The organism is Agrococcus sp. SGAir0287 (assembly GCF_005484985.1).
GTDB lineage: Bacteria > Actinomycetota > Actinomycetes > Actinomycetales > Microbacteriaceae > Agrococcus.
The window spans coordinates 1,691,758-1,706,057 of record NZ_CP027942.1; the positions used below are offsets into that span (position 1 = coordinate 1,691,758).

Annotated in this window: 16 protein-coding genes and 1 other RNA gene; 3 read left to right on the plus strand and 14 right to left on the minus strand. The window is 73.7% G+C overall.

All coding sequences use genetic code 11. The annotated features are described in order from the left end of the window. Positions 1-5: 5 nt before the first annotated feature. The 13 genes from C1N71_RS08095 to C1N71_RS08160 all read right to left on the minus strand — a co-directional run bounded on the left by C1N71_RS08095 (position 6) and on the right by C1N71_RS08160 (position 10,021). A complete protein-coding gene (locus tag C1N71_RS08095) occupies positions 6-476 on the minus strand; it encodes a hypothetical protein (protein ID WP_137755929.1) in 471 nt (156 codons plus the stop codon). A gap of 34 nt (positions 477-510) precedes the next feature. Next, positions 511-852, minus strand: an RNA gene (gene rnpB, locus C1N71_RS08100) — RNase P RNA component class A. Positions 853-1,009: 157 nt separating this feature from the next. Further along, positions 1,010-1,453: a reverse transcriptase-like protein gene (locus C1N71_RS08105; protein WP_137755930.1), complete on the minus strand. Its 444-nt coding sequence runs from the start codon at positions 1,451-1,453 to the stop codon at positions 1,010-1,012. Continuing rightward, a complete protein-coding gene (locus C1N71_RS08110) occupies positions 1,450-2,190 on the minus strand; it encodes a zinc ribbon domain-containing protein (protein WP_137755931.1) in 741 nt (246 codons plus the stop codon). The genes C1N71_RS08105 and C1N71_RS08110 overlap by 4 nt, the downstream gene beginning before the upstream one ends. A gap of 52 nt (positions 2,191-2,242) precedes the next feature. Beyond that, positions 2,243-3,061, minus strand: coding sequence for a Nif3-like dinuclear metal center hexameric protein (locus C1N71_RS08115; RefSeq protein WP_137755932.1), 819 nt, complete (start codon positions 3,059-3,061; stop codon positions 2,243-2,245). A gap of 10 nt (positions 3,062-3,071) precedes the next feature. Beyond that, positions 3,072-3,530, minus strand: a complete 459-nt coding sequence (locus C1N71_RS08120; protein WP_137755933.1) for a hypothetical protein — start codon at positions 3,528-3,530, stop codon at positions 3,072-3,074. Between the two features lie 53 nt (positions 3,531-3,583). Beyond that, positions 3,584-5,266 carry a sensor histidine kinase gene (locus C1N71_RS14955; protein WP_175414151.1) on the minus strand — a complete coding sequence of 561 codons (1,683 nt, stop codon included), beginning with the start codon at positions 5,264-5,266 and terminating at the stop codon, positions 3,584-3,586. Between the two features lie 26 nt (positions 5,267-5,292). Then, entirely contained in the window at positions 5,293-5,667 is a 375-nt protein-coding gene (locus C1N71_RS08140; protein WP_137755934.1) for a response regulator, read from the minus strand. Further along, positions 5,664-5,804: a hypothetical protein gene (locus C1N71_RS14960; protein WP_175414152.1), complete on the minus strand. Its 141-nt coding sequence runs from the start codon at positions 5,802-5,804 to the stop codon at positions 5,664-5,666. Before C1N71_RS14960 ends, C1N71_RS08140 begins: the two co-directional genes overlap by 4 nt. Beyond that, positions 5,801-7,291, minus strand: a complete 1,491-nt coding sequence (locus tag C1N71_RS08145) for a glycosyltransferase (protein ID WP_137755935.1) — start codon at positions 7,289-7,291, stop codon at positions 5,801-5,803. The genes C1N71_RS14960 and C1N71_RS08145 overlap by 4 nt, the downstream gene beginning before the upstream one ends. Continuing rightward, positions 7,288-8,010, minus strand: a complete 723-nt coding sequence (locus tag C1N71_RS08150; protein WP_137755936.1) for a PHP domain-containing protein — start codon at positions 8,008-8,010, stop codon at positions 7,288-7,290. Before C1N71_RS08150 ends, C1N71_RS08145 begins: the two co-directional genes overlap by 4 nt. After that, complete coding sequence (locus C1N71_RS08155; RefSeq protein WP_254677946.1) at positions 8,010-8,975, minus strand: ATP-grasp domain-containing protein; 966 nt, start codon at positions 8,973-8,975, stop codon at positions 8,010-8,012. Before C1N71_RS08155 ends, C1N71_RS08150 begins: the two co-directional genes overlap by 1 nt. Continuing rightward, positions 8,972-10,021, minus strand: coding sequence for a response regulator (locus tag C1N71_RS08160; protein ID WP_137755937.1), 1,050 nt, complete (start codon positions 10,019-10,021; stop codon positions 8,972-8,974). The genes C1N71_RS08155 and C1N71_RS08160 overlap by 4 nt, the downstream gene beginning before the upstream one ends. Positions 10,022-10,125: 104 nt before the next feature. Between C1N71_RS08160 and C1N71_RS14965 the strand changes: the two genes are divergently transcribed. The 3 genes from C1N71_RS14965 (at position 10,126) to C1N71_RS08170 (ending at position 12,927) form a co-directional block, all read left to right on the plus strand. After that, positions 10,126-10,539 carry a DUF3592 domain-containing protein gene (locus C1N71_RS14965; protein ID WP_175414153.1) on the plus strand — a complete coding sequence of 138 codons (414 nt, stop codon included), beginning with the start codon at positions 10,126-10,128 and terminating at the stop codon, positions 10,537-10,539. A gap of 71 nt (positions 10,540-10,610) precedes the next feature. Then, positions 10,611-11,489: an ion transporter gene (locus C1N71_RS14970; RefSeq protein WP_175414154.1), complete on the plus strand. Its 879-nt coding sequence runs from the start codon at positions 10,611-10,613 to the stop codon at positions 11,487-11,489. A gap of 97 nt (positions 11,490-11,586) precedes the next feature. Then, a complete protein-coding gene (locus tag C1N71_RS08170; RefSeq protein WP_137755939.1) occupies positions 11,587-12,927 on the plus strand; it encodes an MFS transporter in 1,341 nt (446 codons plus the stop codon). A 6-nt stretch (positions 12,928-12,933) separates the two neighbouring features. On the opposite strand, the gene C1N71_RS15500 is transcribed toward C1N71_RS08170, so the two are convergent. Then, on the minus strand, positions 12,934-14,283 hold the full coding sequence (locus tag C1N71_RS15500; protein ID WP_137757268.1) for an acetyltransferase: 1,350 nt from the start codon (positions 14,281-14,283) through the stop codon (positions 12,934-12,936). Positions 14,284-14,300 lie beyond the last annotated feature (17 nt).

Below are 14,300 nucleotides of genomic sequence, written 5' to 3' on the forward strand. Positions count from 1 at the left end.
GCAGGTCAGGGGGCGGGGCGCTGCGGCGTCCCGCCCCTCATGCGTGCGCGAGCGTCGGCGTGCGCACGGAACCAGCGACGGGACTCCGGCGTGCGCAGCCGCTGCCGGGCCCATCCCTGCAGCCCGATCATGAGCACGTCGCGATCGAGCGGGCCGCCGTAGATGCGGAACGCGATCGCGGATCCGCGCGCGAGCGCCGTCACGCCGACGAGCGAGGCCACGCCGGCGATCAGCACGATCGCGCCGACGACGATGCCGAGGACGACGTCGACCTCCCGGGCGAGCAGCCAGCCGCCGGCCGTGCCGACGAGGATCTGCGCGGCGCCGGCGACGGCGCCCTGCACCACGACGGCTCGGACGCCGCGCGGCATGTCGCCGGGCGGCATGCCCGGCCGCCGCGCCGCCGCACCGCTCGGCTCGATGGCGCGCTCGCCGCGGAACCATCGCAGATCGTCGTCGCGCGTCTCCTCGGTCATGGCGACACGGTACGCGAGCGCTCTGCGCGATGGTGGGACTGGCCGGCCGATACGCCGGGTTCTGTCGTGGACGGCCATCTCTCTCGGGCGGACGTTGCCGTACGCCTCCAGCGACCTACCCGAAGGCGGGACGAGCAGCCCCATGGCCTTCTGTCTGGTCTTGCTCCAGGTGAGGCTTGCCTAGCCGCCGTGCTCGCACACGACGCTGGTGGTCTCTTGCACCACCGTTTCACTCCTGACCGACCGAGGTCGGCGGACCTGCTCTCTGTTGCGCTTGCTCGCGGGTCACCCCGGGTGGACGTTATCCACCACCTTGCTCTGCGGAGCCCGGACGTTCCTCGGCACCCGAAGGTGACGCGGCCGCCTGGCCGACCAGTCCCGCTCACGAGGATAGGGGATGCGGTGGGCTCGTCCGCGCCGGGGAGGGGTCACTCCCTGCCGCTCGGAGCGGCGTGTCGCGGCATCCGGTGACCCGTCAGCGCACGCAGTCGACCCCTCCCGGAGGGAAGCGACCGGGCCGGTGCGGGGCCGGCTCAGTGGCGGCGCTCGAACGAAGCACCAGCGTCCATGGCCTCGTTGGCGATGCGGTCCGCGCGCGCGTTCTCGGCGCGCGGCACCCACGTGAACCGCACCGGCACGCCGCTCAGCAGCTGCCTGGCCTCCTGGGCGAGCTCGGCCATCGAGGGGTGCTTGATCTTCCAGCGGCCCGACATCTGCTCGACGACGAGCTTCGAGTCCATGCGCACCTCGAGGGCGGCGTCCGGGTCGATCGCGAGGGCCGTGCGGCAGCCCTCGATCATGCCGCGATACTCGGCGAGGTTGTTCGTCGCGATGCCGACGAACGTGCCGACCTCCGCGAGCAGCTCGCCGGTGGCCGGATCGATGACGACGGCGCCGGAGCCCGCGCGACCCGGGTTGCCGCGCGATCCCCCATCCGCCTCGACGACGAGCGTGCGCGTCGCGGTGCCGTTCGTCACAGGCCGGACTCCTCGGTGCGCACGAGGATCGCCGACGACGACGGGCACAGCAGCACGGCATCCGGCGCGGCACGGCGCACGTCGGCGAGCTCGGCCGACGTCAGCTGCACGCCGCTCGCCGTCGACATGCCGCGCTCGAGGTGGCTCGCGCCGAGGCCGTAGCGGGCGCGCTGCCGCTCGTAGAGCGCGAGGAGGTCGGCGGGGATCGTGGCCTCGACGGCCGCGCGGTCGCTGCGGGCCGCCTCGAGCTCGACGCGCACGCCGGCGAGGCCCTGGTCGCGGGCGGCGGCGAGGCGCTCGCGGCGCTCGCGCTCCGCCTGCGCCGCGTCGCGAGCGGCCTGCAGCTCCGCCTCGGCCGTCTCGAGCCGCTCCATGACCTCGAGCTCGATGTCCTCCAGGTCGCTGCGGCGGGCGTCGAGCGTCGCGATCTCGTGCTCCATCGCCGTCGCCGTCTTGGCGTCGGACGTCTGCTGGAGCCGCTCGCGGTTGCGTGCCGCGCGCGCCTCGACGACGGCGACGTCGGCCTCGATGCGCCGGACCTCGGCTTGGAGGTCATCGACGGCGCCGAGGCGCTCGAGCACCGTGCGGTCGAGGCCGACGAGCGCGTCGTCGGCCGCCGCGATCTCCGGGTCCGACTGCAGCGTGCGCTCCTTGTGCTCGAACTGGCGGATGCGCGTGTCGACGTCCTGCAGGTCGAGCAGCCGTCGCTGATCCTCGGGGCTCGCAGTCAGAGCCATGCGTCCTCCTTCGCGCGACGGGTCGTCGCGGTGCGTGATGCGGTCGTGGTGCTCACTGCGGCACCTGGAAGTCCCACGGATCCGTGCGGAGGTCGCTCACCGCGACCTCGACGCCCGGCAGCTCGGCGCGCAGCTGCTCTGCTGCGGCGTCGAGCCAGAGCCATTCGCTCGCCCAGTGCGACACGTCGACGAGGGCCGGCCCCATGCCGAGCGCGTGGCGCTCGCGCGCATCGGATGCCGGATGGTGCCGCAGGTCGCTCGTGACGTACACGTCGGCGCCGACGACCGCGGGCTCCGCCAGGAGCGAGTCGCCCGCGCCGCCGCACAGCGCCACGCGCTGGACGGGCCGGTCGAACGCACCCGCGACGCGGATGCCGCTCGCGGTCGACGGGAGGGCGCGTGCGAGCGCCTCCGCGAGCCGGCCGAGCGTCGTCGGCTCTGACAGCATGCCGACGCGCCCGAGTCCCGTGTCGCCGCCCGGGGCGCTCGCGACGATCGGCTGCTGGTCGACGAGCCCGAGGATGCGGGCGAGCTCGCCCGACGTGCCGCGCTCCACGACGTCGGCGTTCGTGTGCGCGGCGAGCAGCGCGCAGCGCGCGCGCACGAGGTCGGTGACGATGCGCCCCTTGCCGGTGTCGGCGGCGACGCTCGTGACGCCGCGCAGGAGGAGCGGGTGATGCACGAGCAGCAGGTCGGCGCCCGTCGCGACGGCCTCGGCGGCCGTGTCGAGCACGGCGTCGACCGCGAGCAGGATCCGGCGCACCTCGTCGGCGGGATCGCCCGCGACGAGGCCGACGGCATCCCAGTCCTCGGCGCCGGATCGGGGCCAGAGCCGCTCGACGGCGGACTGCACGTCGGCGACGGTCGTCATGCCCTCGAGTCTAGGCGTCGGCGTCGGCCCCGGCTGCCGGTGCCGACACCTCGCGCGGCGTCTCGAGCGCGGACGGCGCGGCGAGGTCGCGACGCCGCTGCGCGTGCTCGGCGAGCCCGAGCACGACCTCGGCGAGGCGCGTCGGCTCCAGCGACGTCGGGAAGAACTCGTCGACGCGCGCGCGCAGCGCGAGCACCGCGTCCTCGAGCATCGCGTCGTGCGTCTGCACGACGATGCCCACGTGGGCCGCGACGCGTCGCACGGCGCGCACGACCTCGCGGTCGGCGACGAGCGAGGCGTCTCCGAGGACGACGTGCGGAGCGTTGGCGGCGGCGAGCGCGACGAGCGCGTCGACGTCGTCGACCTCGAGCACGCGCAGGGACGGATCGTGGGCGAGGGGCGCCGCGAGCCGGCGTCGAGCATCCGCATCCGAACCGACGATCATCGTCAAGAACGGAGCATTCGTCATGAATCCGGATGCTAGGGCCACGGGGGACGGACCGGCAGCCGATAGCACCGCTCTCAGCTCGTCTTGTCCCCCGGACGGTCCTCGTCGTCGAGCGTGGGCAGCCGCATCTCGAAGGTCGTGCCGACCCCCTCCTCGCTGTGCGCCGAGAGACGGCCTCCGTGCGCCTCGACGATCGCTCGCGTGATGGTGAGGCCGAGGCCGACGCCCTTGACCGCCTGCCGCGTCGCCGTGGTCGAGCGGAAGAAGCGCGTGAAGAGCCGCTGCATCTCGTCGGCAGGGATGCCCATCCCCGTGTCGACGACCGCGAGCAGCGCGTCGTCGCCGTCGCGCCTGAGGTCGAGCGTCACCGTGCCGCCCTTCGGCGTGAACTTCACGGCGTTCGACACGAGGTTGTCGACGGCCTGCGCGAGCCGCGTCGCGTCGCCGTGGACGCACGCGTGCGACGCGTGCACGTCGACGACGATCGCGACGTCGCGAGCGGAGGACTGGGGCAGCGCCGACTCCGCCGACGCGCGCACGATCGACGTGAGGTCGACGCGCGTCGGCTGCATCGGGAACCGTCCCGCGTCGACCTGGGCGACGAACAGCAGGTCGCCGACGAGGCCGAGGAGCCGATTGGCGTTGCGCTCGGCGACCGCGACGTAGTGCCGCTGGGTGTCGCTCAGCCCGGCCTCGTCGTCGCGCAGCAGCTCGAGGTATCCGAGGACCGAGCTGAGCGGCGTGCGCAGCTCGTGCGAGACCGTGCCGACGAACTCGTCCTTCAGCCGAGCGGCGTCGTGGGCCTGGGTCATGTCGTGGGCGACGAGGATGTAGCCGCGGGCCACGCCGTCGCGATCGAGCCGGCGGGAGTAGGTCACGTCGACCGGCACCGTGCGACCGTCCGCTGCGCGCAGCCGCAGCCCGTCGGCGACCGTGCCCTCCTCGGCGAGCCCCACGAGCTCCTCGAAGCGCAGGTCGCCCGCCCATCCCGCGTGCCCGGGACGCAGGAACTCGACGGCGAGCCGTCCGCGGGCCTCGTCCCGCGAGACGCCCAGCAGGCGCTCGGCGCCGGGGTTCCACTCGACGACCCGGCCCTCGAGGTCCGTGATGACGACGGCCTGGTGCGTCACGGCGAGCCAGACGCTGCGGGTGAACGCCTCCGCCTCGCGCAGCTCGTCGACGGCTCGCGCGGCTCGCGCCTCGCCTCGCTCGGCCTCGGCGAGCATCGCGGCGCGCTCGTCGGCGATCGCGCTCGCCTCGGCAACCTGCTGGCGCGCGCGGCGCGCGAGCTCGTTGACGACGCCGGCCATGAGGGCGAAGACGAACGGCGCGAAGAGGACGCGCACGACCTGCGCGTCGCGCACCGACTCGGCGCCGACGACGAAGGGCAGCGCCATCGCCAGCGCTGCCGCGGCGGCGCACACCGCGACCATCGAGCGCCCGCGCTCCGCGGCGATCCACACGATCGGCAGGATGAGCAGCGAGCTGAAGACGGACTGGGATCCTCCGGTGCCGAGCCGCAGCAGCGCGAACGCGGCGAGCGAGACGAGCGGCAGCACGAGCACCCAGCGCTCGTGCCAGCGATGCCACGGCAACGCGAAGGCCGCGACGGTCGCGACGGCGACGACGATGGTCGCGGCGAGCACCTCGGCGGGATCCGACGTGGTGCCGGGCGCGAGCCAGAGGGCGACGAGGGCGACGGCCATGCCGATGGCGGAGCCGAGCTGGCGCACGCCTGGACGGGTCGTGTCGAGCATCGCACCGCGACGGCCGGGCAGCGGCATCATGGCGCACCGCCCGCATCCGCCATCCGCTCCCGCACGCGCGCGAGCAGCGCACGCACCTGCTCGCCCGTGAACGGCTTCGGCAGGGCGAGCTCGCCCTCGGGATGGTCGGCGGCATCGAGCACGGAGGCGAAGGCGACGATCGTGGACGGCGAGCGCTCGCGGATGCGGTCGGCGACCGCCCAGCCGTCGTCGCCGGGCATGAGGAGATCGACGATCGCCGCGTCGATACGCTCGCGGCGCAGCGCGGCGTCGACGGCGTCGAGGTCCCCGCACGTGCGGACGGTGCAGCCGGCCTGCTCGAGGTGCGTGCGCAGCAGCTCGCGCTGGTCGGCGACGTCGTCGACGACGAGCACGGCGAGCGCGGCGGTCATGTCAGCAGCCACTCGCGCACCACGACCAGCACCACGACGAGCGCGAGCGCGACGAGCGCCTGCGGCACGAGGCGTCGCTCGGCCCGCCGGTCGGCCTCGAGCTCTGCGCGTGCCTCCGCGAGATCCTGCTCGGTCATCCCAGCACCCTGCCCGTCTTCTCGGTCTTGTCCCACGTCCGCGCCGCGCCGCGCGCCTCGGCGACGTAGGCGGCGAAGGTCACGGCGCACAGGATGGGCCCGAACCCGACGACGTAGGTGAGGAACGGCGTGAGCCTGCTGCCGATGCGCGTGCGGTCGAGCAGGCGCAGGCCCCACGCCGCGAGCATGCACAGCGAGATCCAGGCGAACGACGCCAGGTCGATCGCCATGAGGAGCGCGGGGCTCGGCGCGACGCCGAGCACGCCCGGCAGCCACTCGCCGAGGATGCCGGGGAAGAACGCCGAGAGCATCACGACGAGCGAGATCGCCCCGGGGAACAGGATGATCTCGCGCCAGCTCGTGCGGCCCGTCTGCGGATCGAGCTGCGCACCGTAGAGCATCCCGTAGACGTAGGAGGCGCCGACGACGATCCAGAGCGACCGGAAGACGAGCGAGGCGAGCGTGGAGTCGATGAGGTAGAGGCCGATGAGCCCGACGGACGCGGCGATCATGAGCGCGGGCAGCAGGAAGACGGAGAACCAGAACAGGCCGAAGGCGATCGAGCCGAGGCCGTGCCCGCGCGCGGGCCGGAACCACAGGTGGCGATACCGGCGCGTGAGCTGCACGTTGCCGCGCGCCCAGCGCAGCCGCTGCCTCCAGAGCCCGTCGATGCGGTGCGGCTCCTCCGCGAGCACGATCGCGTGCGGCTCGAGCACGACCCTGCGGCCCGCGAGCTGCGTCTCGAACGTCGTCACGGTGTCCTCGGCGAGCGAGGACGTGTCGATCGCGCCGCCCAGGTCCTCGATGTTGCGCCGCGAGTGCAGCTGCGCGCCGCCGGCCAGGCACGCCATGGCGCCCAGGACGCTCTGCGAGCGGCGGCTCGCGAGCTGCGCCAGCACGTACTCGAAGCCGATGAACCGTGCGAGGAAGTTCTTCCTCGCGCTGCCCTCCTTGATGTACGCCGTCACGGCGCCCACGCGCTCGTCGGCGAGGTGGCGCGCCATCTTGCGCAGCGACGTCGGCTCGTAGACGACGTCGGCGTCCATGATGAGCAGCGCCTCCATCCAGCCGTCGGCGAGCACGTGCCGGATGCCGTGGTTCAGCGTGTGCGCCTTGCCCTCGCCTCCCTGCTCGCGGCGCAGGTGCACGACTCGCCCGGGGTGCCGTCGCACGCGCTCGCGCACGACGTCGGGGGTGTCGTCGGTCGACGCGTCGTCGACGACGACGATGCGGAGGCGGTCGGCCGGATACTCGAGGCGCAGCAGGCGGTCGATGGAGCCGCCGACGACGAGCCCCTCGTTCCACGCCGGGATCACGACGACGATGCGGGGCGTGTACGGCGCGGCGCGGTCGTAGTGGTTGATCCACGCGTGCAGCGGCAGCACGAGGAACTGGAACGCGGTGACGAGGGCCGGCACGGCACCGCAGGCGACAAACGCGACGAGCACGACGGTGAGCGCCGTCGTCGCGACGTCGAGCGGGCTCACCGATCGGCCTCGTCGAGGATGCGGGCGACGGCGTCGTACCTGCCGACGTCCGCCGCGACGTGCGCGTCGGTCGACGCGACCACGCGCGCTCCAGCATCCCGCGCGGCGCGCACGGCGCGCGGGCGGGGGCACGCCCACTTCTCGTTGACCTCGACGAGCGTGCCGGTCTCGGCGGCCTCGACGGCCCAGCGGCGCAGGAGCGCATCCGGGATGGCCGCCTCGTCGACGCCGACCTTCGGCAGGATCGAGAAGGGATGCGCCAGCTGCGCACGTCCGGGCAGGCGCCGCATCGCGCCGATCGTCGCCTCGACGACCCAGCCGACGACGGCGTCGGCCGTGAGGCCAGCCGCCATCGCCTCCTGCGTGCGCCGCGGGCTCCACGGCCCCTCGGGCGTCGGCACCTGATGGTCGGCGACGACGACGGCGTCGACGCCGCCCGGCCCGACGACCAGGTCCAGCGGCACGTCGAGCGCGCCGGTCACGTCGAGCAGCTTCGCCTCGACGCCCGTGCGCACGACGAGGCCCGGCGGCACCGACAGCGCGGCGACGGCGGCGAGGAAGTCCGGCACCCACGTCGTGTCGTGACGCACGTGCTCCGTGCATCGCAGCTCGCGCACGCCCGCGGCATGCGCGGCGGCGACGATCTCGTCGAGCGTCGAGCGCGCATCGTCGGAGAAGGTCGAGTGCACGTGCCAGTCGCCGTGCAGCTCGGCGCGCATCAGCCCGCTCCGAGGATGGCGTCGACCGGCACGACGACGTCCTCGAGGTAGCGGACGCTCGCGACCTCCTTCACGTCGACGCGCTCGGGCAGCGGGCGACCGAGCGCGAGGTCGAGCGCGAGCGACGGCAGGTCGGCGCCCGCGGCGATGACGAGCGGCAGCCCGCCGGAGAAGCGCGGGTTGATCTCGAGCAGCATCGCGCGACCGACCGCGTCGCGGCGCAGCTGCACGTTGGCGACGCCCACGATGCCCGCGGCGCGCGCGCACGCGATCGCGGCGTCCTCGAGGTCCGGGTCGCGGACGGTGCGGCCCGCGACGGCGACGCCCGAGTCGACGCGCGCGCGCAGGCGGGGCACGGCGACGACGGGGCCGCTCGGCCCGACGAGCACGTCGACCGAGAACTCGTCGCCGGGCAGGTGCGCCTGCACGATGCGACCCTCGTCGCGCGGCATCGACTCGAGCACGGCGCGCGTCGCCACGATCTCGACGCCGCGCGAGCCGGCGCCCTCGCGCGGCTTCACGACGACGGGGAACGCCCAGTCGCGCCCGACGCCGGCGTCGTCGAGCAGCGCCGTCTCGGGAGCGCGCCCGGTGTCGGCGCAGGCCTGCGCGAGGTGCCACTTGTCGAGGCAGACGTCGAGCGCCGCATCGTCGACGCCGAGGAACGTCGCCGCCACCTCGTCGCGCCGACCGCGCACGGCCCGCAGCTCGGCGTCGACCGTGAGCGCCACGACGTCGATGCGGTCGGCGTCGACGAGCGCGGCGAGCGCCGGCACGAACCCCTCGGCCGCACCCGCCGGCACCAGGCGACGGGCGTCCGCATCGACGAGGTACAGCCCGCTCGCCCAGCCATCCATGTCGGCTGCGACGACGTCGACGTCGTCGCGCCGCAGGAGCGAGCGGATCGCCGCGACGCCGGCCGGTCCCCCGGCGCCGGTGACGAGCACGCGGATGCGCGCGCTCACGCGATCGCCTGCTGGTCGCGCGCGAGCGACGCGGAACGGTCGTCGGCGCCGATCGCGCCGGCGTCCCGCACGACCTCGAGCGGCTCGATCCAGGTCCCGTCGCCGAAGCGCCCCCAGTAGCGGGCGGTGGCCTCGATGAGCTGCGGATCGAGGTAGGGACGGATGCCCTGCTGCGACGCGAAGCACGCGAGCAGCCGCTGCTTCGCCTCGAGGTGGCGGTCGATCGTCACGAAGCGCGTCGGGCGGAACTCGATCGTCGTCGAGGGGCTCTGGTAGCACGCGACCTCGGCGACGCCGCGCGTCGCCACGAGCGTCGCGGCGTGCACGGCGCGGTGATCCTGGTGGCGATCGTGGCTCGAGTGCGTGTAGACGACGCTCGGCGACACCTGCTCGACGACGCGCTCGATGATGCCGACCGTCGGCTCGGCGTGCGCGATGCTCGTGTCGGCGAGGTCCTCGAGGAAGAGGCGGGCGCCGAGCAGCTCGGCGGACGCCATCGACTCGGCCTGACGGTGGTCGGCGTCGCCGCCGCGGGCGCCGCGCGAGAGCGTGAGCACGACGACGGCGTCACCGGCTGCCACGTGCGCGCTGAGCGTGCCGCCGACGCCGAGCTCGACGTCGTCGGGATGCGCGCCGATCGCCAGCACCGTCCGCCGCCGCTCGCAGCGCTGGGCGCGCAGCGCGGCGAGGCGTTCGACGGTCGCGATGAGCGCGGCGGTCGCGAGCGGCTTCTCGAGGAACTCGTCGACGTGATGGCGCAGGGCGCGCACCGCGTAGTCGACCGAGGCGTGCGCCGTCATGACGACGACGGGCAGGTCGGGATCGAGGGCCTTCGCGACCCGCGCGAGCTCGAGCCCGTCGCGGTCGGGCAGCTCGACGTCGGTCACGAGCACGTCGGGCCGATGCTCGCGGATCGTCTGCTCGAGGTCGGCGCCGTCGAAGCGCAGCAGCACCTCGAGCTCGCCGCTGCGCTCGAGCACGACGCGCACGAGGTGCGCGACGTCGTGATCGTCCTCGATGACGAGGATCCTTCGCTGTGTGGCCATCGATGAGGATGCTATCCGCGCCCCCGTCGAATGCTGGGAGGCGCGTCCGCGCGGCCGACATGCGTCCTGGGCGTCGTCCAGCGCACGATGGCACGCTCGACGACATGCATCCCGCGCTCGTCGTGCTGATCGTCGCAGTCGGCCTCGCCGCGATGGGGGCCTTCTGGGCCATCCTCGCGCGTGCCCTGCGGTCGCCGCTGCAGCCCCACTGGCATCGAACGATCGGCACGTGGCAGCCGTGGCAGCCGCTGCGGCGGCAGCACCTGCGCTACGAGGTCGGCGGGCGGTCGTACGTCTGCGTCGACGACAGCTCGCGGAGCCTGCCGCGGCGCGGCACCGCGTTCGTGCGCTACGACCCCGAGGATCCGGCTCGGTCCGTCGTCGACGGGCAGGTCGGTCCGGGCGATGCCCTCCTCATCGTCGCGATCCTGTGCTGGGTCGTCTCCGGCGCGCTGCTCGTCCTGGCGGCCCTGCTGCCGTGGCTCATGACGCAGGCCGCCTCCTGGGCGCCGGCCTGATCGCCGCGCGCGGGACCTGCGCGCACGAGCGCTGCGGGGTCCGTCCAGCGACGTCCACGAGGATCGTGCGCGTGACGACCGACGCCCCCGCAGCAGCATCCGACTCCGCGACCGACGCCGCCTTCCCGCGTCCCGACGCGCCGGATCCCGCGCGGCCCCTGCCGCCGTGGCGTGCGCGGCTGCGCGCGCTCGTCGAGCATCCCTGGTTCCAGCGGTCGATCGTCACGCTCATCGTGCTGAACGCGCTGCTCATCGGCGCCGAGACGTATCCGGGCGTCCACGACGCCGGCGGCGGCATCCTGCACGTGCTCGACGCGGCGATCCTCGCGATCTTCACGATCGAGCTGCTGCTGCGCATCGGCGCCTACGGGTGGCGGTTCTTCACGAACGGCTGGAACCTCTTCGACCTGTTCGTGGTCGGCGTGTCCTTCATCCCGTCCGGCGGTGCGCTGCAGGTGCTGCGCGTCCTCCGCGTCCTGCGGGTCCTCCGGCTGCTGTCGCAGGTGCCCGCTCTGCGCCGCGTCGTCGGCGCGCTCGGCTCGGCGATCCCCGGCATCGCCGCGATCGGCGGGCTGCTCGTCATCATCATGTACGTCTACGTCGTCGCGTGCACGATGCTGTTCGGCACCATCTCGCCCGAGCTCTTCGGCGACCTCGGCGCGTCGACCGTCTCCCTCTTCCGCCTGCTCAACGGCGACGGGTGGGGCGAGATCGTGCCGCCGTTGCAGGCCGAGCTGCCGTGGGCGTGGGCGTTCATGATGGGCTACGGCCTCATCTCGACGTTCGTCATCCTCAACCTCTTCATCGCCGTCACGTGCGAGGCGCTCGAGAACCAGAAGGAGGAGGAGACCGAGCTGACGATCAAGGAGCGGCAGCTCATGGACGAGGTGCTCGAGCTGAAGGCGATGGTGCGCGCGCTCGCCGAGCAGCGCACGGCGCCGCGGCCCTAGCGCCGACCGCCGAGCACGCATCCCGGCGCAGCGTGCATCCGCCCACAGCGCATCGGCGTTTCAGGACCGAGTGCAAGAACACTCGTAGGATCGTTCGGTGACCAGACACGCGCCCGCACGGCACGACTCCCCCGCTATCGACGATGCGCCCCCGGGCGGCCCGACGATGCGGCAGCGCCGCCGGTCGATGCTCGCCTCGGCGGTCGGCAACGGGCTCGAGTGGTTCGACTGGAACGTCGCCGTCGTCTTCTCGGGTGCGCTGAGCGCCGCGCTCTTCGACCCTGCCGACCCCACGAGCGCCCTGCTGTCGCTCTTCGCGCTGCTCGGCGTCGGCTTCCTCTTCCGACCCCTCGGCGGCGTCCTGTCCGGCTGGCTCGCCGACCGCTTCGGCAGGCGCACCGTCATGGTGGCGACGATGCTCACGATGAGCGCCGCCTCCCTGTCGATCGCGCTGCTGCCGACGTTCGAGCAGGCCGGCGTGCTCGCCTCGGTGCTGCTGCTCGTCGCACGGCTCGCGCAGGGCCTCGCGCACGGCGCCGAGTCGACGGCCGGCTACGCGTACATCGCCGAGATCGCCCCGCGGCGGCGGCGCGGCCTGTGGTCGTCGACGCTCGCGATGGGCGTGCTCGTCGGCTCGATCCTCGCCTCCGCGATGGGCTTCGGCCTCACCTCGGCGCTGGGTGCGGATGCGGTCGCCGCGTGGGCGTGGCGCATCCCCTTCGCCGTCGGCGCCGTGCTCGCGATCGTCGCGCTCGTGCTGCGCGTGGCGATGATCGAGTCGGACGTGCTGCGCACGGCGCAGGCGGAGGGCGAGGTCGGCCCCGACGCGTCCGCACCCCCGTCGGCCGAGGACCGGCGCGACGCCGTGCGCGCGGGCGTGAAGGTGTTCGGCTTCGTCGCGCTCATCTCGATCGCGTTCTACACGTGGCTCACGTCGGCATCGACGCTCGCGACGGCGCAGCACGGCATGGACCCGGCCGCGGCGTTCGCGTCGAGCCTCGTCGCGCAGCTCGTGTGCGTGGCGGTCATGCCGCTGCTGGGCGCGCTGTCGGATCGCGTCGGCCGCCGCCCGATCGCGCTCCTGTTCACCGTCGGCTTCGCCGTGCTCACGGCGCCGCTCACGCTGCTCATCTCGGACGCGCCCTGGACGCTGCTCGTCGCCCAGTCGCTCGCCCTCGTGCTCGTCGCGGGCGGCAACGGCATCTACTCGGCGCTGCTCTCCGAGCAGTTCCGCACCCGGCACCGCGCCCGCGGCATCGGCATCGCGAACTCGCTGTCCGTCGCGATCTTCGGCGGCACGGCGCTGTACGTGAACCTGTGGCTGTCGTCGATCGGCGCCTCGTGGCTCTTCATCGTGTACGTGTCGCTCGTCGCCGTCGCGGCGTCGATCGCCGTGTGGCGCATGCGCGAGACGCGTGGCATCGACCTGCGGGCGTAGCGGCGCTCAGACGCCGCCGGACCCGAGGCGCAGGTGCAGGATCGGGTACGGCCGTCCTGCGTCGTCGGTCTCGGATCGCCCGGCGACCTCGAAGCCGCGGCGCTCGTAGAAGCGCGCCGCAGACGCGTTCTGCTCGTTGACGTCGACGCGCCGGATGCCGTGCTCGGCGATCGCGTGCGCGAGGAGCGCCGAGCCGACGCCGCGCCCGTGGTGCGCCGCGTCGACGAACAGCATCTCGAGCGCACCGTCGTGCATGCCCGCGAAGCCGACGACGCGGCCGCCGACCTCCGCGACCGCGAGGTGCACTGCGGGGAGGTACGCATCGGCGAGCGCCGCCTCGATCGCGTCGCGATCCTCGCGCGCGAGGAAGTCGTGGGTCGCGTCGACGGCGCTGCGCCACACGGCGACGAGCGCGGGATGCTCGCTCGGCCCCTGCGCGGGACGGATGCGCACCTCGGCATCCGCATCCGCATCCCCGGCCGCCACCGTCCGCGCCGTGATCGCGTGCAGCACCGCGACCATGTCGAGCGCGCCGTCGCCCTGCGCGACCGACTCGGCGTACAGCGCTCGCGCGACGTCGAGGAGCGGGCTCGCGATGCCCGCCTCGCGCGCGGCGTCGACGATGAGGTCCGCGTTCATGAGCACGTCGCGGATGGACGCCTGCGGCGCCCAGTCCTCCCCCACGACCTTCTCGGTCTTCACCCGCGAGATCGGCGAGGCCATCTGGCCGGCGTCGAGCACCTGCCGCAGGGTCGCGAGCGGGAGGCCGTGCTGCTCGGCGAAGTGGAACGACTCGGCGAGGCCCGTGACGAGCGCGATGAGGAAGACGTTGACGGAGAGCTTCATCGTGAGCGCGGCCGGCACGGCGCCGCACACGGTGATCGAGGCGCAGAGGTGCTCGAGGATCGGCGCGACCTCGGCGACCGCATCCTCGGGGCCCGCGAGCATGCCGACGAGCGCACCCTCCTCCGCCGGGCGACGCGATCCCGAGACCGGCGCCTCCACGAGCACGCCGCCCGCCGCCGCGACGTCGGCGGCGAGCCGCTGCGAGACAGCGGGCGCGATCGTGCCCATGTTCACGACGATGCGCCCCGCGACGAGATCCCCGAGGCCGGCGCCCGGCGCGCGCAGCACGGCGTCGATCGCGTCGGCGTTCGCCAGCATGAGGATCACGATCCGGGCCCGCGCGAAGACCGTCCGCGGATCGGGCGCGACCTCGGCACCGACGTCGGCGAGCGCTCGCGCCGCCCGCTCGGATCGGTTCCACACGACGAGCGGCAGGCCCGCGCGTGCGAGCCTCGTGGCCATCGGCTCGCCCATGATCCCGAGGCCCACGAATCCGATCGGCTCGCCCATCTCGCGCACGGCGACAC